18 protein-coding genes are annotated in these 19966 nt (G+C 32.5%); 10 read left to right on the top strand and 8 right to left on the bottom strand.

Going from position 1 to position 19966, the window contains the following annotated elements; genetic code table 11:
- Positions 1-5 precede the first annotated feature (5 nt).
- Positions 6-734 carry an RNA methyltransferase gene (locus tag RT99_RS17935; protein WP_042566118.1) on the bottom strand — a complete coding sequence of 243 codons (729 nt, stop codon included), beginning with the start codon at positions 732-734 and terminating at the stop codon, positions 6-8.
- A gap of 37 nt (positions 735-771) precedes the next feature.
- Here RT99_RS17935 and RT99_RS17930 point away from each other — a divergent pair, with 37 nt between their 5' ends.
- From RT99_RS17930 to RT99_RS17915, 4 genes are all read left to right on the top strand, one after another.
- Entirely contained in the window at positions 772-3327 is a 2556-nt protein-coding gene (locus RT99_RS17930) for a BamA/TamA family outer membrane protein (RefSeq protein ID WP_042566117.1), read from the top strand.
- A gap of 60 nt (positions 3328-3387) precedes the next feature.
- Positions 3388-4455, top strand: coding sequence for a class II fructose-bisphosphate aldolase (gene fbaA / locus RT99_RS17925; protein WP_042566116.1), 1068 nt, complete (start codon positions 3388-3390; stop codon positions 4453-4455).
- Between the two features lie 74 nt (positions 4456-4529).
- Complete coding sequence (accD, locus tag RT99_RS17920; protein ID WP_042566115.1) at positions 4530-5384, top strand: acetyl-CoA carboxylase, carboxyltransferase subunit beta; 855 nt, start codon at positions 4530-4532, stop codon at positions 5382-5384.
- Between the two features lie 84 nt (positions 5385-5468).
- Positions 5469-6083 (top strand): hypothetical protein, encoded by a 615-nt coding sequence (locus tag RT99_RS17915; RefSeq protein WP_042566114.1) that lies wholly within the window; start codon positions 5469-5471, stop codon positions 6081-6083.
- 112 nt (positions 6084-6195) lie between these two features.
- Here RT99_RS17915 and RT99_RS17910 read toward each other — a convergent pair whose 3' ends face one another.
- A complete protein-coding gene (locus RT99_RS17910) occupies positions 6196-7443 on the bottom strand; it encodes an ABC transporter permease (protein WP_042566113.1) in 1248 nt (415 codons plus the stop codon).
- A gap of 164 nt (positions 7444-7607) precedes the next feature.
- On the opposite strand from RT99_RS17910, the gene purH reads away from it, so the two are divergent.
- From purH to rodA, 6 genes are all read left to right on the top strand, one after another.
- Entirely contained in the window at positions 7608-9134 is a 1527-nt protein-coding gene (gene purH, locus RT99_RS17905) for a bifunctional phosphoribosylaminoimidazolecarboxamide formyltransferase/IMP cyclohydrolase (RefSeq protein ID WP_042566112.1), read from the top strand.
- A gap of 56 nt (positions 9135-9190) precedes the next feature.
- Positions 9191-10219, top strand: coding sequence for a rod shape-determining protein (locus tag RT99_RS17900; RefSeq protein ID WP_007804822.1), 1029 nt, complete (start codon positions 9191-9193; stop codon positions 10217-10219).
- A 110-nt stretch (positions 10220-10329) separates the two neighbouring features.
- Positions 10330-11154, top strand: coding sequence for a rod shape-determining protein MreC (gene mreC, locus RT99_RS17895; protein ID WP_042566111.1), 825 nt, complete (start codon positions 10330-10332; stop codon positions 11152-11154).
- Complete coding sequence (locus RT99_RS17890) at positions 11147-11653, top strand: hypothetical protein (protein WP_042566110.1); 507 nt, start codon at positions 11147-11149, stop codon at positions 11651-11653. The genes mreC and RT99_RS17890 overlap by 8 nt, the downstream gene beginning before the upstream one ends.
- Positions 11650-13632 carry a penicillin-binding protein 2 gene (gene mrdA / locus RT99_RS17885; protein WP_042566109.1) on the top strand — a complete coding sequence of 661 codons (1983 nt, stop codon included), beginning with the start codon at positions 11650-11652 and terminating at the stop codon, positions 13630-13632. Before RT99_RS17890 ends, mrdA begins: the two co-directional genes overlap by 4 nt.
- A 15-nt stretch (positions 13633-13647) precedes the next feature.
- The gene (gene rodA, locus RT99_RS17880) at positions 13648-14883 is read left to right on the top strand and encodes a rod shape-determining protein RodA (protein WP_042566108.1); all 1236 of its coding nucleotides are present in this window, start codon (positions 13648-13650) and stop codon (positions 14881-14883) included.
- Positions 14884-15163: 280 nt separating this feature from the next.
- On the opposite strand, the gene RT99_RS17875 is transcribed toward rodA, so the two are convergent.
- From RT99_RS17875 to xrtF, 6 genes are all read right to left on the bottom strand, one after another.
- Positions 15164-15844 carry a DedA family protein gene (locus RT99_RS17875; protein ID WP_042566107.1) on the bottom strand — a complete coding sequence of 227 codons (681 nt, stop codon included), beginning with the start codon at positions 15842-15844 and terminating at the stop codon, positions 15164-15166.
- A 131-nt stretch (positions 15845-15975) separates the two neighbouring features.
- Positions 15976-16317 (bottom strand): heavy-metal-associated domain-containing protein, encoded by a 342-nt coding sequence (locus RT99_RS17870; protein WP_042566106.1) that lies wholly within the window; start codon positions 16315-16317, stop codon positions 15976-15978.
- Positions 16318-16416: 99 nt separating this feature from the next.
- A complete protein-coding gene (locus RT99_RS17865; RefSeq protein ID WP_042566105.1) occupies positions 16417-18423 on the bottom strand; it encodes a TonB-dependent siderophore receptor in 2007 nt (668 codons plus the stop codon).
- A gap of 105 nt (positions 18424-18528) precedes the next feature.
- A complete protein-coding gene (locus tag RT99_RS17860) occupies positions 18529-18927 on the bottom strand; it encodes a hypothetical protein (protein ID WP_042566104.1) in 399 nt (132 codons plus the stop codon).
- Between the two features lie 45 nt (positions 18928-18972).
- Positions 18973-19419: an exosortase F system-associated protein gene (locus tag RT99_RS17855; protein WP_042566103.1), complete on the bottom strand. Its 447-nt coding sequence runs from the start codon at positions 19417-19419 to the stop codon at positions 18973-18975.
- Positions 19409-19945: an exosortase family protein XrtF gene (gene xrtF / locus RT99_RS17850; protein WP_042566102.1), complete on the bottom strand. Its 537-nt coding sequence runs from the start codon at positions 19943-19945 to the stop codon at positions 19409-19411. Before xrtF ends, RT99_RS17855 begins: the two co-directional genes overlap by 11 nt.
- Positions 19946-19966 lie beyond the last annotated feature (21 nt).

The following is a 19966-nucleotide window of genomic DNA, read 5'->3' as shown; positions in this document are numbered from 1 at the left end:
ATTTCTCAACTATTTCGTTTAAATTCACTTAGAATAATTGCTGTTGCAGTAGCTACGTTTAAACTTTCCGTTTTTTGTAGCTCTCCAAATCTTGGAATTGTGAGTCGGCTGGTAACCGTTTTTTCAATTTCTGCCGAAATACCATTGGCTTCATTACCCATAATAATGATTCCGTTTTGTGGTAAATTAGATTGATAAATGTTTTCTCCATTCATAAAAGTTCCAAAAACAGGTAATTTTGTTTGCGAAATAAAAGTTTTCAAATCGACATAATTTACGTTTACTCTGGTAATAGAACCCATTGTAGCCTGAACTACTTTGGGATTGTAGATATCAACGGTTTCTTTTGAACAAATAATTTGTTTAATGCCAAACCAATCGCAAAGACGCAAAATGGTTCCTAAATTTCCGGGATCACGAATGTCGTCTAAAGCTACAATTAAACCAGAGTCGGTAATTTTATTTTCGGCAGGAATTTTAAAAACCGCCAAACATGAATTTGGAGTTGATAAAGCACTTATTTTTTTAAGTTCCTGCTCATTAATAAGCGTGCGTTTTGAAGGCTCAACTATTTCAAAATCATTTTGTGTTGTGTATAAATGTTCTAATTCAAAATTGGATTGCAAGAGTTCTTGAATTACTTTTACTCCTTCGGCAAAAAATAATTGATTTGCAAAACGTTGCTTTTTTTGATGTAAACCTGTTATAAGTTTTATTTGGTTTTTACTAACCATAAAATAATGTACTTTTGAATTAAATATTAAAAAACACTTGAAAAAGAATTCCACAAAAATAGTAGCATTTATTCTAATAGCAATATTTATTTCTGCTTGTAATGCCGTAAAAAGAGTTCCGGATGGAAAAAGCCTTCTTGTAAAAAATAATATTCTGGTTAATGGAAAGTCTACAAACGACGAAATAGCATCAAATCAAATGTATCAAAAACCAAATGGTACTTTATTGGGCTACAAATTGCGTTTAAACATGTACAATTTAGCCAATTTAAATCCTGATTCTACTTATCAGGCAAAATTTAAAAACAATCCGGGTCTTTATGAGCGACAGGCAAAAGTTTTATCTGCAAAGCAAGTAGATCGTCTTGGACAATCATTTTTATATAAAGGAATTCACGAATTTTTAAAAAATACCGGTGAACCGCCTGTTATTGTCGACACTGCAAAAACAAAAAAGTCCCTGACCCGTTTAAAATATTATTATTTCAACAATGGTTTTTTTAATGTAAAAACAGATTATAATATTGATAGCGTTGGCAGAAAAAAAGCTCAGGTAAATTATAATATTACAACAGGGCCGGGTTATACTTTAGATTCAATTAAAACCAACATTCTTACCCCTGCTCTGGATTCATTATACAAAACAAATAATGAACCTTCTCTTTTAAAATCCGGAAATCAATTTAAAACTTCTGATTTTGAGGAAGAAAAAAGCCGTATTACCACTTATTTCAGAAATCATGGTGCTTACTTTTTTCAGCCAACTTATATCAATTATAATATTGATACGATTGGCAAACAAAACAAGGCAGATGTAACTTTAATTATTAAAAACAATAACATTCAGGAAAGAGATTCGAGCCGTACTGAACCTTTTAAATTGTATAAAATCAGCGATGTCAATATTTATACAGATTATTCTCCAACGAATGCAAAAACGAAAATTAACGATAGTACGGCTTATAACAACTTTAATTTATACAGCTATAAAACCTTAAAGTATAAACCTCGCGCAATAACAGATGCGATTTTTATCACAAAGGGAAGTACTTTTTCTGACACCCGAACAACCCTTTCTTCCCGATATTTGAATAATTTGAAGATTTTTAATTATCCTTCGATACAATATGAAGTCGACAAACGAGATCCGGCAGGAGAATCTTTAATTGCTAATGTTTATTTAACACCACGAAAGAAATATAGTTTTGGGGCTACTTTGGATTTTACACATTCTAATATTCAAGATTTTGGAATTGGAGCGAGTGTTTCTGAAACGATTCGAAATGTTTTTAACAGGGCTGAAACTTTAGAAATCTCGGCGCGTTTAAATATCGGATCATCAAAAGATATGGCCAATCCAAATAATAATTTCTTTAATGTTTCGGAATACGGAATTGATACAAAACTTAATTTTCCAAGAATCCTGATGCCGTTTGGAACTGAAAAAATTATTCCGAAAAGAATGATTCCTTCAACGAGTATTGCAGCTGGTTTTTCAAAACAAAGAAATATTGGTTTAGATAAAGAAAATTTTACAGGTGGATTATCTTATAACTGGTCTCCAAAAAGACGTAATACAGTAAAACTTGATTTATTGAATGCACAGTTTGTACGTAATCTAAATCCGGGCAATTATTACAGAGTTTATACTTCTTCTTATAATGAATTAAACGGCATTGCAAATCAATACAATACTGATGCGACAAACATAGATGAAAATGGAAATTTAATTATTAGCCAGGGAACAACAAATTTTACTAATCAGGTTTTAAATAATCAAACAGCATTAACTCCGGCAGATGCACAATATAAAGATGTTGAAAGTATCGAAGAAAGAAGAGTAAGATTGACAGAAAATGATTTTATTCTGGCAACGAGTTATACTTTTACAACAACAACAAAAAAAGATCTTGCCGACAATACTTTTTATCAGTTTAAAACAAAAATAGAATCTGCAGGAACTTTATTATCAGCCATTTCGAGCGTTGCGAGTTTACCTAAAAATACAAACGGGAACTATGAAATTTTTAATTTGGAATATTCAGAATATGTAAAAACCGAATTAGATTATATTAAACACTGGGATTTTGGTAAAGAAAAAGTTTTGGCAGTAAGAAGTTTTTTTGGAATCGCAATTCCATTTGGAAACTCAAATTACATTCCGTTTTCACGAAGTTATTATGCGGGAGGTTCTAATGATAATCGCGCATGGCAGCCTTATTCGTTAGGTCCCGGAAGCACAAATGCTTTGAACGATTTTAATGAGGCCAATATGAAAATTGCAATGAGTGCCGAATTTCGATTTAAAATATTCGGAGATGTCAAAGGAGCTATCTTTGCAGACGCCGGAAATATCTGGAATGTACTCGATAATGTGATTGATGACAAAGCAAAATTCAACAACTTAAACGATTTAGAAGAAATTGCTTTGGGGTCAGGATTTGGTTTACGTTACGATTTAAGCTTTTTTGTTATTCGTTTAGATTTAGGCTTTAAGACCTATAATCCGGCGCATCCAGAGGGAGACCGTTGGTTTAAAGAATACAATTTTGGGCACTCGGTTTTAAATTTTGGAATAAATTATCCTTTCTAATGCTAATTAATTCTTATTTTTGCAACCTAAAAACTAAAAACAACTATAAAAAAAATTACAATGGCACACAATATTAAACCAGGAGTAGCTACAGGAGATCAGGTTCAGGAGATTTTTAATTATGCGAAAGAAAAAGGTTTTGCTTTACCAGCAGTAAATGTTACAGGGTCTAGCACAATCAATGGAGTTCTTGAAACTGCAGCAAAACTAAACGCGCCAGTTATCATTCAATTTTCAAACGGAGGAGCACAATTTAATGCTGGAAAAGGATTATCTAATGCAGGTGAAAAATCAGCAATCGCTGGTGGAATTGCAGGAGCAAAACATATCCACGCATTAGCAGAAGCTTACGGTGCAACAGTAATTTTACATACTGACCACTGTGCAAAAAAATTATTACCTTGGATTGATGGTTTGTTAGATGCATCTGAAAAACATTTTGCAGAAACAGGAAAACCATTATTCAGTTCTCATATGATCGATTTGTCTGAGGAGCCAATCGAAGAAAATATCGAGATCTGTAAAGAGTATTTAGCAAGAATGAGTAAAATGGGTATGACATTAGAAATCGAGCTAGGTATTACAGGTGGTGAAGAAGATGGTGTTGACAACTCTGATGTCGACAGTTCTAAATTATACACTCAGCCAGAAGAAGTAGCTTATGCTTACGAAGAATTATCTAAAGTAAGTCCTAAATTTACTATAGCTGCAGCTTTTGGAAACGTTCACGGTGTTTACAAACCAGGAAACGTAAAATTAACTCCAAAAATCTTAAAAAATTCTCAGGATTTCGTTCAAAACAAATTCAAAACTGGTCCTAACCCGGTAGATTTCGTTTTCCACGGAGGTTCAGGTTCTACACTTGAAGAAATCAGAGAAGGAATTAGCTACGGAGTTATCAAAATGAACATTGATACAGATTTACAATTTGCATATACTGAAGGAATTCGTGATTATATGGTTAAAAACATTGACTATTTAAAAACACAAATCGGTAACCCTGAAGGTGCTGATGTTCCTAACAAAAAATATTATGACCCAAGAAAATGGGTACGTGAAAGCGAAGTGACATTCAACACAAGACTTGAGCAAGCTTTTGCAGACTTAAACAATGTGAATACACTATAATTAAAAGTTTAAAGTTTCAGGTTTCAAGTTTCGCAACTTTAAACTTTAAACCTGAAACAAAAAAAACAAAAAATATGGCTTGGTTTAAAAGACAGGAAAAAGGGATTACAACCGCGACAGAAGATAAGATGGACGTTCCGAAAGGATTGTGGTACAAATCTCCTACTGGAAAAATTATTGACGCTGACGAATTAGCCCGAAACTTATTTGTTAGTCCGGAAGATGATTTTCACGTTAGAATTGGAAGCGCAACCTATTTTGAAATTTTATTCGACAACAACGAATTTGTTGAGTTAGATAAAAACATGACATCAAAAGATCCTTTGCATTTTGTGGATACAAAAAAATATGCAGAGCGATTGAAAGATGTAATGGAAAAAACGCATCTTAAAGACGCTGTACGTACCGGAGTAGGAAAATCTAAAGGAAAAGAACTTGTAATTTGCTGTATGGATTTTGCCTTTATTGGTGGATCTATGGGTGCTGTTGTAGGTGAAAAAATTGCCAGAGGTATTGATCACGCGATCAAAAACAATATGCCTTTTGTAATGATTTCTAAATCTGGTGGAGCTCGTATGATGGAAGCAGCTTATTCATTAATGCAATTAGCAAAAACATCTGTTAAACTTGCGCAGCTTGCTGAAGCTGGTTTACCATACATTTCTTTATGTACAGATCCAACTACAGGAGGAACAACTGCATCTTACGCCATGTTAGGAGACATCAATATCTCTGAACCAGGTGCTTTGATTGGTTTCGCTGGTCCGCGTGTCGTTCGTGATACTACAGGGAAAGATTTACCGGAAGGTTTTCAAACTGCTGAGTTTCTTTTAGAGCACGGTTTCCTTGATTTTATTACACCAAGAAAAGATTTAAAAGATAAGATCAATTTATATATTGATTTAATTCAGAATAACAATATTAGATAGTTTAAATCTTCTAAAAACATTTAAAATCTCATCCGCTTAATTGCAGGTGAGATTTTTTTATATCTTTAATTTAAATCTTAGCTTATGAAAAGAATTTTTATTGGTTTTATAATTTGTTTGCTTCTTTTGAATTGTGTTAGGAAAGAAGAGAATCTTGAGATTAAAAACAAAGCTTATATTATTTCATATGAAGATGAAAAACTTCAAAAATATATAGATTCTTTAAAAGAAAACAGCAGTAAAACAATGGCATTTCCCAGAAAAGGCTTCTATGGAGAACATCAATTACTTATTGATAAAAAGGGTAATCTTTATTTTTATCAAAAAGAATACTACAGGGAATTTTGCAGTTATGGCAGTGAAAATGACACTCTTCCACATCTTTTATTTTTAAAACCAAAAGACATTGTTAGAGTCCCTCAAAAAAGTTTAACTGATTTTCTTTCTGAAAACATTCTCATCAAAGAAAAAAACAGACAGATTTTAATCGTTGCATCTCAAAATGACACAATTCAAAACACTTCTTTTTTTGAGTTTTTAAACAAGAAAAATATCGGCAATTATATTATCAGAAGAACTACTCAAGAAGAGGATACTGTTTTGCAATATAAAAATAACGACAGAAAATATTTTTACTATTATCCTGACTCAATCAAATGGGATAAAACTAAAATCAAAGTTCCCTCGAATATAAACTAAACATATCGTTCCTCTGGAACTTTATCAAGAACTAAAATCTTGCGTGCATTTAAAACCTTAAATCTTCGCGCATTTGAAGAACTTAGAACCTCAGCATCTTAGAATCTTAGAGTTACATTCCCGTTCTAATCGCTTCTACAGGATCTAAATTCGCTGCTGAAATCGCAGGCAAAATTCCTGAAATTAATCCGATAAGCGCGGCCAGCGTTGTTCCTAAAACTATATTTCCGAAGCTTAAGACGAATTCAAAATCGAGTGCTTTTGTTAGAATCAATGCGATTCCCCAAACCATCAACAAACCGATAATTCCGCCAATTACAGAAAGAATTATAGCTTCAAATAAAAACTGAAACAGAATAAATCTATTTTTAGCACCAAGCGATTTTTGAATTCCGATTAAATTGGTTCGTTCTTTTACGGAAACAAACATAATATTGGCAATTCCGAAACCTCCAACCAAAAGAGAAAATCCACTGATAATCCATCCCACAACATTCATCTGACCTAAAATTCCATCTATAAAATCGGTAAATCCGGAAAGTACATTTACAAAAAAATTATCTATCTCCCCTGCTTTCATTCCGCGAATTGCTCGTAGTTTTTGTGCAACTTCAGCTTTATAAGCATCCATATCGATACCTTTTACAGGTTTCAAAACTATTACAGGTGTCATAGCATCGCTGTCACCGTACATTCTGCGAAGAAAATTTGCCGGAAAATAAACCGAAGTATCATTACTGTCTCCAAAAAAACCTGCACCTTGTTTTTTCATTACGCCAATGACCGTGAAACGCTGTCCGTATAAACGAATACTTTTTCCGACAGGATCACTTTCTCCAAAAAGTCCGTTGGCAATATCATATCCTAAAACAATTACAGGAGTTCCTGAATTTGATTCCGATTCATTATAAAATCTTCCTTTGTCGAAACTTAAGCCATCAATATCGACCATTTCAAATGATGACGGAACCATATTTACATCGGCAACGGTTTTCGAATCGTATTTTAAGCTTTCACGATTTACGAATAATTGATATCCAACTTGTTCTGTATTATTTAGTGAATTTTTCAAGTTGATGTACTCGTCATATTTTACATTGGGGAATTGCTCTCTTTTCCATTGCGGAATTTCTGACGGCCCAAAACAATATTTCATTAAATAAATCGTATTTTTATCTAAACTGCTCAAATCTTTAGAAATTTTTCGGTCTAAAGAATCAACAGCAGCAAGAACAGCAATAATTGAAAATATACCAATTGTAACACCTAACAAAGACAATAAAGTTCGCAATTTATTATTTCGTAAAGCGTTAATGGCAAAGCTCAGACTTTCTTTTAATAACCGAAGATAAAGTAGCATATAATAGTATTTTTCAATAAAGTAAAATTCAATAAATTAAAATCAAAAACCTAATAAAAATCAACTTACTCATGAGTACATTTTTTTAGTATAATGTTACATTAAATCCTTTAAAATAATATTTAAAAAAACTACTTTTGCAGTCTGAAAATCATAACTACACAATGAGCACAACTAAAACAATACAATCGGCATTAATATCTGTTTTTTCAAAAGATGGACTAGAGCCAATCGTTAGAAAATTACACGAACAAAATGTAACACTTTACTCAACTGGCGGAACAGAAGATTTTATTAAAAACCTTGGAATTCCGGTAGTTCCTGTTGAAGACATTACTTCTTTTCCTGAAATTCTTGGTGGAAGAGTAAAAACATTACACCCGAAAATTTTTGGCGGAATTTTAAATCGTCAGGATAATGAAAGTGATGTTCAGCAAATGAAAGAATTTGATATTCCTCAAATTGATTTGGTGATTGTTGATTTGTATCCGTTTGAGAAAACTGTTGCTTCTGGTGCAAGTGAACAAGATATTATCGAAAAAATTGATATTGGCGGAATTTCATTGATTCGTGCCGGTGCAAAAAACTTCAAAGACACGGTAATTGTGGCTTCGGTAAATGAATACAGTTTGCTTTTGGATTTGATTACAGAGCAAAATGGAGCAACAACTCTTGAAAACAGAAGATTGTTTGCTACAAAAGCATTTCATGTTTCATCTCATTATGATGGTGCTATTTTTAACTATTTTAATACTGACGAAACGATCTATAAAGAAAGTATTGCAGGCGGTCAGATTTTGAGATATGGCGAAAATCCACATCAAAAAGGTTTCTTTTTTGGAGATTTTGATGCAATGTTTAAAAAAGTCCACGGAAAAGAGTTATCTTACAATAATTTATTAGACGTTGATGCGGCTGTAAACTTAATTAACGAGTTTAAAACTGACGGACCAACATTTGCAATATTAAAACATAACAATGCTTGTGGTTTAGCTTCAAGAAAAACAATCAGCGAAGCTTATTTGGCAGCTTTGGCTTGCGATCCAACATCTGCTTTTGGCGGAGTTTTAATTGCAAATACTAAAATTGATTTGGCTACCGCACAAGAAATCAACAAATTATTTTGCGAAGTTGTAATTGCCCCAAGTTATGATGATGATGCAATTGAAGTTTTACAAGAAAAGAAAAACAGAATCATATTAGTTCAAAATGATGTTGAATTACCTTCAAGACAAGTAAGAACATGTCTTAATGGTTTGTTAATTCAGGACAGAAATAATATTACAGATAATAAAGAGCATTTAAAAACCGTTACTACGACAGAGCCTACGGCTCAGGAAATAGAAGATTTGATATTTGCTTCAAAAATTTGCAAAAACACAAAATCAAATACGATTGTCTTTGCTAAAAACGGAACATTAATTTCGTCAGGAACAGGTCAGACATCAAGAGTTGATGCTTTAGTACAGGCTGTTGATAAAGCAAAAGCTTTTGGCTTTGATTTAACCGGCGCTTCTATGGCAAGTGATGCATTTTTCCCTTTTCCGGATTGTGTTGAATTAGCCAAAAAAGCAGGAATAACCGCAGTAATTCAGCCGGGAGGTTCAATAAAAGACGAATTAAGTATAAATTATTGCAACGAAAATAATCTTGCAATGGTATTTACAGGAACACGTCATTTTAAACATTAATTTGTTTAACTTTGTTCGATAAATTATTTATAACATTTTAAACCCCTAAAAAACTTATGGGATTTTTTGATTTCATGACCGAGGATATTGCGATAGACCTTGGTACCGCAAACACTTTAATCATACATAATGATAAAGTCGTTATTGATAGTCCGTCGATCGTTGCACGTGATAGAATATCAGGCAAAATCATTGCTGTTGGTAAGGAAGCTAACATGATGCAGGGTAAAACACATGAAAACATCAAGACCATAAGGCCTTTGAAGGATGGTGTAATTGCCGATTTTGATGCTTCAGAAAAAATGATCAATATGTTCATTAAAAGCATACCAGCACTAAAGAAAAGAATGTTTACTCCAGCATTAAGAATGGTAGTATGTATTCCATCTGGTATTACTGAAGTTGAGATGCGAGCAGTAAAAGAATCTTGTGAAAGAGTAAACGGAAAAGAAGTTTACTTAATTCACGAGCCAATGGCAGCAGCAATTGGTATTGGTATCGATATTATGCAGCCAAAAGGAAACATGATTGTTGATATTGGTGGTGGTACTACCGAAATTGCCGTTATCGCTTTAGGGGGAATTGTATGTGACAAATCTGTAAAAATTGCAGGTGACGTTTTTACAAATGATATCGTTTATTACATGCGTACTCAACACAATCTTTTTGTGGGAGAAAGTACTGCAGAGAAAATAAAAATTCAAATTGGAGCCGCTATCGAAGATTTAGATGGACCTCCTGAGGACATGTCAGTTCAAGGTAGAGATTTACTTACCGGTAAGCCAAAACAAGTAGATGTTTCTTACCGTGAAATCGCTAAAGCATTAGACAAATCAATTCAACGTATTGAAGATGCTGTAATGGAAACTTTATCTCAAACACCTCCTGAATTAGCTGCTGATATCTACAATACAGGTATTTATTTAGCTGGTGGTGGATCAATGTTAAGAGGTTTGGATAAACGTATTTCGCAAAAAACAGATTTACCTGTTTACATTGCTGAAGATCCATTAAGAGCAGTAGTTCGTGGAACTGGAATGGCACTTAAAAACATTGCAAAATTTAAAAGCATCTTAATAAAATAAGATTCACATAACAAATTAAAATATCTTTATGAGAGTCGAATTGAATCATTCGGCTCTTGTAAAATTTGAAGCCCTAAAGCATATCCTGAAACAAAATAACCGAACAAGAAATGCAGCAAATTTTTAATTTCATTATACGAAACAGTAATCGATTGCTGTTTTTGCTGCTTTTAGGTATTTCGTTGGCTCTCACAATTCAATCTCATTCCTATCACAGAAGCAGAGTAATCAGTTCGGCTAATTTTTTAAGCGGAGGTGTTTATGAAAAAATTAATCATGTAAATGAATATTTGAATTTAAGAACCGAAAATGACGAACTGGTACTTGAAAACGCAAGATTAAAAAGCCTTTTATTTAATAAAAAAGACACCACAAAAATACCTTTGGCTGACAGTATAAAAGGAGTAAAACCTGCTGATATCATTGTTTCAAAAGTAATTCATAACTCTTACAGCACTCACGAAAACTATATTACCTTAAATTCCGGAGCAAAAGACGGAGTGAAACAGGATATGGGAGTAATCAACAGTTTAGGAATTATTGGTGTGGTTGATAATACATCAAAAAACTATTCTACTGTGGTTAGTATTTTGAATATGAAATCTCAGATTAATGCTAAAATCAAAAAGTCAAATCACTTTGGTTCTTTAACCTGGAACGGTAAAAGCACCGGATATGTTCAGTTAGAAGATGTACCTAGATTAGCATCAATCAGAAAAGGCGATACAATTGTTACAGGAGGCCAATCTGTAATTTTCCCTGAAGGAATTAACATTGGTACCGTTGATAAAATTTACATTAAAGACAAGACAAGTTTTTACGTCATAAACGTAAAACTATTTAACGATATGACCAATCTTGGACATGTTTATATTATTAAAAGTAAAGACCGCGAAGAACTTATTAATTTAGAAAAAAAGGAGAAAGATGAATAGCGCATTGTTAGTCAATATTTTTCGGTTTATTATATTACTGGCAATTCAGGTTGTTATTTTTAATAATATGAATTTCTTAGGATACATAAGTCCTTTTCCGTATATTCTTTATATCATTCTTTATCCGGTAAACAGTAACAAATCAGGTTTAATAATTTCGAGTTTCTTACTTGGTCTTACCATGGATATGTTTTGTAATTCTGGCGGAATTCACGCAACAGCTTGTGTAATTCTGGCGTATTACAGGCCTTATATTTTTAAATTCTCATTTGGTCTAAGTTACGAATACCAAACAATCAAACTAAATGAGTCTTTAACACCCGAAAGGTTTTCGTTTATTCTAGTATCGGTTTTATTACATCACATTATACTATTTATACTCGAAGCTTTTCAGTTTAAATTTATCTGGGACATACTATTAAGAACTTTATTTAGTTCGATATTCACCATAATTATTTCAATCATAATAATTTATCTTATTAAGCCCAATAGAAGATGAGAAAAGTCCTGCTGCCCTCTTTAATTATTATTGCAGCATCTTTGCTAGTGATCAGGATATTTTATTTGCAAATTATTGATGATTCATTCAAATTAAAATCAGAAAATAATGCAATAAAAAAGGCGTATGATTATCCTGAAAGAGGATATATATATGACCGAAATGGAAAATTATTGGTAGCCAATCAGGCTTCTTATGACATTATGGTTATTCCACGCGAAATTAAAAAAGACCTTAATGTTTCTGAGTTCTGTAATTTGCTTGGTATTACAAGTGAAGAATACTATAAAAGAATTGCAAAAGCAAAAGTTTATAGTCCAAGATTACCGTCTGTTTTTCTATCACAATTAAATAAATCAGAGTTTGCCGCTTTTCAGGAAAAAATCAGAAAATATGACGGTTTCTATTTTCAGAAAAGATCGCTTCGTGATTACGAGGTAGATTATGGTGCAAATATCTTTGGTTTTATCACTCAGGTAAATGAAAATTTAATTGCCAAAAATCCATATTACAACAGCGGGGATTTAATAGGAATGCAAGGAGTTGAGCAAAGTTACGAAGAAATTTTACGCGGAATAAAAGGGGTAAAATATATTCAGAAAGACAAATACAACCGAGAAATTGGTTCTTACAAAGATGGTAAATACGATACCATTGCCGTTGCCGGAGAAGACATCAACTTAACAATTGATGCTGAACTTCAAAAATATGGCGAAGAATTGATGATTAATAAAAGAGGTGGAATTGTAGCCATTGAACCAAAATCAGGAGAAATTCTTGCTTTGGTAACTGCTCCATCGTATGATCCGGGTATTTTGGTTGGACGACAAAGATCTAAAAATTACACGCTTTTATATCACGATTCGATTGCAAAACCTTTGTATGACAGAGGACTTTTGGCGGAATATCCTCCAGGTTCTCCATTTAAAATTTTGACTGGCTTGGTTGCTTTACAAGAAGGTGTTATCAACGAGCAGACCACTTTTATGTGTCACCACGGATTTAGTTATGGTAGAGGTCGTTTTATGAAATGTCACGGTTTTGGGCCGCATCAATTACATAACGGAATTTACAATTCTTGTAATACCTATTTCGCACAAGCTTATATGCTTACGATTAACAAATTTTCTAATCCAGGACAAGCGGTAGATGTTTGGAGTAACCACGTTAGAAGTTTTGGTTTAGGACAATTTATGGGATATGATTTACCTACGGGTAAAAAAGGTAATATTCCAACTTCTAAAACATATAAAAAAATATATCCTAACGGAGGCTGGAGAAGCACAACAATTGTATCTAATGCTATTGGTCAGGGAGAGGTTTTAATGACGCCTATTCAGCTTGCGAATATGATGGCAACAGTAGCAAATGAAGGTTATTACTATACGCCTCATATTATTAAAAAAATTGAAGGAAAAAAAATCGATGCTAAATTTACAACCAAGCATGAAACCACTATTGATAAAAAATATTTCCCGCCTGTAATAAGTGGTCTGTTTGATGTTTATAATAAAGGAACTGCTTACGCATTGAGAGTTGAAGGAATTGATATTTGTGGAAAAACAGGTACAGCTGAAAACTATGCCAAAATAAACGGTAAAAGAGAGAAGCTAAAAGACCACTCTATCTTCGTAGCTTTTGCTCCAAAAGACAATCCGAAAATCGCTATTGCAATTATGATTGAAAATGGAGGTTTTGGTGCTACAGTTGCGGGACCAATTGCCAGTTTGATGATAGAAAAATATCTAAGAAAAAAAATTACCCGAACAGATTTAGAGGTTCGTGTATTAAACAAAAGCTTAGCAAGCGAATATGCAAAATTGGGAGGAATGAACGAAGCAAGTGCTATCGAATCGACTCCTAAAGATTCTGTTTTGAAGGCTAAAATTGTTGTACCGAAAGTGAAAGTGCCTACAACAACTACAGCTCCAAAAACAGAAATTAAAAAAACAGCCGTAGACACTACTAAAGAGAACTAATAAGGATTATTTCAAATGAGAAATCAAAGTGTAAAAAATAATATTGATTGGATAAGTGTCTTTATCTACATTGCCTTAGTAACTCTGGGTTGGCTGAATATATATTCATCTTCCCTATTGTCTACAGATGGCACTTATGAAAAACAATTAATATTTATTGCCTGTACTATTCCGTTAATACTTGTTGTTCTGTTTGTAGACGGTAAGTTTTACGAAAAATACGCCAGTATTATATTTGGTGTTTCCTTGTTATCCTTAGCGGGATTGTTTCTTTTTGGAAAAACAATAGCCGGACAAAGATGCTGGTATGCTATTGGAAGTTTTACAATTCAGCCATCTGAGTTTGCAAAAGCTGCAACATCATTGGCTTTGGCCAAATATTTAAGTGACAGTCAAATTAACTTAAAGGAAACAAACAGACAAATTCAGGCATTGGCCATTGTGTTTTTGCCCGTGCTTTTAATTTTACCACAACCCGATCCCGGAAGTGCTTTAATCTATAGTATTTTTATTGTCGTTTTGTTTAGAGAAGGATTACCTTCATGGTACGTCTGGACAGGCTTTATAACTATATTATTATTTGTATTAACGCTGGTTTTAGAACCTTATGTTGTTATACTAATTTCTTTAGGAGTATTAATAATTATACATTTTAAAGGCCGGGCAGTAGATCGAAATCTACTTTTAAGCACGATACTTTTGGCTTTGATTTCAGGTTTTGTTTTATCTGTCGATTATGTTTTTGACAACGTTTTTAAACAGCATCATAGAGACCGTTTTAATATTTTACTAGGAAAAACAGTTGACATGAAAGGTATCGGATACAATACCAATCAATCTGAAATTGCGATTGGATCTGGCGGCTGGATAGGAAAAGGCTTTTTAGAAGGAACTCAAACCAAAGGAGGTTTTGTACCGGAGCAACATACCGATTATATTTTTACAACCGTTGGAGAAGAGTGGGGTTTTGCCGGATCACTTGTTGTTATTCTTCTTTTTGCCGGATTGCTTTTAAGAGTGATTTATTTAGCCGAAAGACAGAAGACGAAGTTTAGCCGGGTTTATGGCTATTGCGTTGCAGGAATTCTGTTTATTCACTTTTTTGTAAATATAGCAATGGTTGTGGGTATCTTCCCTACTATCGGGGTTCCATTGCCATTCTTTTCGTATGGAGGTTCCGGACTTTGGGGATTCACTATTTTATTGTTTATCTTCTTAAAAATGGATGCTAACAAGGTTAATGAATGGTAAACATACATTAAATTTCAATCCCGAAGCCTCGGGATAAATTCCAAATTCCAATTGATATAAAAAAATCCAAGTTTATGACTTGGATTTTTTTATGCCTATATTTTATGCTTTCAATTTAAAAACTATCTATCGCTATAGAATGGGTAAAAACTAAACATTGTGGAGAACATTAATTTTTATTCTGATTTTACCACTACGCAGACTTTCAAATTAATTCATTTTGCTTCATAAAAAAAGTCCGAAGTTAAAACTTCGGACTTTTCACTATATATGATTTCGATTATATTTTTTCAATTGGTCTTTTCTTTAATAATTTAAGAAGAACCGGGAATGTAGAGATTATTACAATTATAATGATGATGTATTCAATATGCTCTTTTAAATTAATTCCTTGTTTTAAAAACACTCCATATAAGTAATGTCCGGAAAAAATCAATAAGAAGGACCATAAAACTGAACTCAGAACATTATAAAACATAAATTTCTTTTTGTCCATCGAAACTATACCTGCAATAATTGGAGCGAAAGTTCTAAAAATAGGTAAAAACCTAGCGTAGATAATAGCTTTTCCTCCATACTTTTCAAAGAAATCTTTTGACTGTAACAAATATTTCTTTTTGAACCAGAAAGAATCTTCTTTTTTAAATAAATAATATCCGCTTTTAGCACCAAACCAATAACCGGTCATATTTCCAAGGACTCCCATTATAGCAACTAAAATTGAAAGTATAAAAACATTTATAAAATCACTTGGAATATAAACTACATTTTGAATTAAATCACGACTGTAAATACCTGCTAAAAACAACAAACTATCTCCGGGAAGAAAAAAACCAGCAAAAAGTCCTGTTTCGGCAAAAACTATAAACAAAACAATATACAAACCAATTTGGAAACCTCCGATGCTTAAAGTAATATAAAATTCAGGGTTAATTAATTGGGTCCAATCAAAATTATTCATAAAATGGTTTGGTTACATTTATAGTTGGTGAAAGTAACAATAATTTACTTTAACCACAATAAAATACGGTATTTTAAAGATAAATTAACTATTCAAAGAAGCCCAGGCTATCAAACCTGGGCTTTAAATTATTAACCTCTTTCGTACTTACAACAAGAGTGCAAATTATCGTAATCTTCCTGAGTTGCTTTTACTTCTTTTGTATCATGACCGACTTTGGCAATGGCTTTATTTAAATCAGCAGGCGAAGATTTTTCTTCATTTAATATTACACTTAATTGATGTGTATTAATATCCCAGTTGGCTGTTTTTACGCCAGGAACACTATAAGCCGCTTTTTCGATTCGCTTTTTGCATTGCTCACAATTTCCGTTTACCTCTGTTGTATATTTAAAATTCTTATTTTTTTTAGTTTGGGCTTGTGCCGAAAATCCCAAAAAAGTGATCATCGCAATTAAAATTAAATTTTTCATATTATTATTTGTTATTATTTGTTGTTATTATTTGTTGTTATTGAATTGATTTTTAAAATTGAAATTGATATCAATATTGACATTGACATTGCTATTGAATTATTTTATTTTAAATCGTAATCCTGCATAATACATTTGTCCGTAAATAGGCGCATATGCAATCGAAGCGTCAAAATTTGGACCAAAAGGATTATCTGCTCCTAAAATAGCTTTTTCTTGTTTATAGTTTCCAATATTTTCTCCACCAATATAAATTTCAAAAACAGGAGAAAAAACTCTTGTCACCTGAATATTCATCACAGCATAATAAGGAGAAAAATCAGGGAATTGATCTGCAGCAGGGTTTGTAGCCGTGTATGGCAATTGTTGTTTTCCTGACCAGTTAAAAGTATAATCAAATTTCCATTGTTTATCATCGTTAAGATTGGTTTCGTATTCCAAATTTCCTAAAAAACGATGTTTGGCCTGCAACGGACGCTGAAAAGTTCCTCGCAAATAATCGGTCTGAATGTCATAATATTTATAAGCGGTACGCAAATTCAGATTATGTGCTAACTCATAATTAAACTCAACCTGCAGACTATTTGCAAATGAATTTCCTTTTAAATTATAAAACAAAACTTCCTGCGGACTTTGCATTAAATCGACAATGGCCTGATTTTGAAAATCGGTTCTGTAAAAATCAAAACCCGCATCGGCATTTTTATTAAAAAGTTTAAATTTTTGAGAGAAACTAATACCATAATTCCATGCAATTTCAGGATTTAGTCCATACGTTTTTCCGTTATTATCTAAAATTGAAAAAGTTCTTGAACTCGCAAAAAGCTGTTGATTTTCGGCAAAAATATTGGCAGAACGTTTTCCTCTTCCGGCAGAAAAACGAATTACTCCATTTTTCCAAGGATTGTATCGCATGTGTAAACGTGGCGTTACGAAAAAACCAAGACGGTTATGATTATCAACTCTTCCTCCTAAAATTAAACTAAAATTATCGGTGTTGTCATATGTATATTCAAAAAATGCCCCAACTGAATTATCAATTCGGCTATAATCGTTTACATTCACAAATTCCTGATATTGATCGTAAGTAAAATTTAAACCTGTTGTGAATTTATGTTTGGTATTATTGATAATCGAATTGAAAATTAAATTCGAATAATAACTATTTTGCTTAATATCATATTGATTTAAACCAAAATACGAATCTTGATTATGACTGTTAAAAGCATTTTGAAAACCGATACTCTGGTAAGGCATATCTTTAAAGACATAACCTATTTTGGTAGAAACCTCAAAACGTTCGGTATTAATTTCTGATCCCCAGTAATTAGTTGTACCGCGATCTCTGTCTTTATCAAAATCGACTTCTCCGGTTTGTTTTTTATCATTCATATATCTGAAATTGATAAAACTCACCAATCCACTTTCAGGATCATAATACTGATATCTGTTCAAAACATTGATTTGTTTCCCTAACGGATTATCTAAAAATCCGTCATCGTTCATATCATTCTTCGCTACTCGCGTATTTCCGTGTACAAACAAACTTGTTGCCCATTTATCTGATAATTTTTTATTGAAATGCGTATTTAGCTCAAACCTAGAATCTGTAGAACCGTAGGCATTCAGAAAAAACGGAATATCGCTTAAAGGTTTTAAAAGCTCTGTGTTTATTTGTCCCGAAATACTTTCGTAACCATTAATAACACTTCCTGCCCCTTTTGTAATCTGAACACTTTCTATCCAGGTTCCGGGCGTAAATGATAATCCGTAAACCTGAGAAGCACCACGAACCGAAGGGATATTTTCTTCGGTAATCATTAAATACGGACTTGTTAAACCCAACATTTTAATTTGTTTGGTTCCCGTTAAGGCATCAGAAAAATTGACATCAATCGACGGATTTGTTTCGAAACTTTCGGCCAGATTACAACATGCCGCTTTCAGTAATTCTTTACTGGTTATTGTGGTAGTATTTGCCGTAAGCGTATAGGATTTTTTAATTCCTTTTTGCTTTTTTGTAATTTTCACTTCCTCCAAATCTTCTTGCGAAAACACAGAAACAGAAAGCAAAGTCATCACAAAAAGCATGATATTTTTTTGCATAAAAAAATGATTTTAATTATTTAGAAAATGCTGTTTTTGAATTCTCACAAGAAATAAAAACAGGGAATCACAAGCCAAAGTCAGGCTTGATTCTAAACATTAAAATCAGGCGTAAAAAATATATTGTTGATATAATTGATATAAAGGAGGCGCATTCGCATCAGAATAATACGAAATGATTTGATTGCTTTTGAAAATAGGAATTGATAAAAAAGCAATTGGTTTAAACTCCTGAATTATTGCAGGAAAAGCAATCTGAAAAAAGAATATTTTGATAGTGGCATCATCTGATTTTTTTTCAAAATGAACTACTTTGTCTTTACAACAAGAAGATTTTTTTTCGGATGCTCCACAACATTTTTTTTCAGAGGAAACAGAAGCTGTGGTGTTTAATGAAACAGAAGCAATTTTTCCTCCGCAATAATGCACATCAAAAGCAAACCCAATGTTGGAAACCAACAATAGGAAAGCTAAAAATAGTCCTGTGCACTTTTTTAAATTCATATTGCAAAACTATTTAAAAAGCTTCGAAAAAGCACAAAAAAAATGTTATTTTTTGAGATTTTGCTGCTGATAATAAAAAGCCGGAATGAATAACAGCACAAATATTGGCTGAATAATAAATCGTCTTACATAGAAAAGGATCCAACTTCCTTCCGGATAAAATTTCAGGATTGTGAAAAACATACCAAAAAGCAGCAATAAAAAGAAGACGTATAAAACGGAACTGAATTTAATTATCTCAACATCTTCAAACAAAGAATAAATTAACACTAAAGACAATACTGTATTCAAAAAATACCGAAATAAAAGTCCTCCAAAAAGCCTCAAAAGGTCAACTTCGGGAAAAGGCAAACTTTTAAAATCAGATTCAAAATAAACTAAAAAAGGATCATAAAAAAGCTGATTTTCAAAAGCTCTGATAATTCCGAAACAGGTTACAATTACAATTGCTATTATAATTTTCCACTTATGTTCGAATATGTTATTTAGCATACTTTGAAAATTTATTCACCCAAATGATCCACAAAATAAAAACTACTCCGTAAATAACTAATGGAAAAAGAACTCCATGCAGAATATGTTCTTTTTCGGGGAAATGAAATAATAACACCGTTAGTAATGCAATTCGAATTACATTTAACAGATATATGATAAGGATTCCAAAAAGAATAAAAAACAAAGTGGTTTTAAATTTTCCTGAAAATGCAACTACAAAAGATATAAATAATATAATAACACTTATGGCATTACAGCCTTCTATGATTCTCAATGTATATCTTTTGTTGTACCAAACCTCTATATAAGGATTCGTGATACTTTTGAAAATTTTAATATCACAATTAAACAAATCCATTAACTGGTTAACATTATGACCAACAACATTTGTTATTCCGTCAACATCATTGATTTCAAAACTATTCAAATAGAATTTATAAACTACCGTAAGCAATATATAAACACCAAAAAAAGTGCTAATAAAAATTAGAAATGGCTTGAATTGTAATAAATATTTTCTCAAAGGATTTTTTTTTCAAATTTA

Source organism: Flavobacterium sp. MEB061, assembly GCF_000834715.1.
Lineage (GTDB): Bacteria > Bacteroidota > Bacteroidia > Flavobacteriales > Flavobacteriaceae > Flavobacterium > Flavobacterium pectinovorum.
Note: the sequence above shows the minus strand (reverse complement) of the source record. Positions and strands in the feature narration are given on the sequence as shown.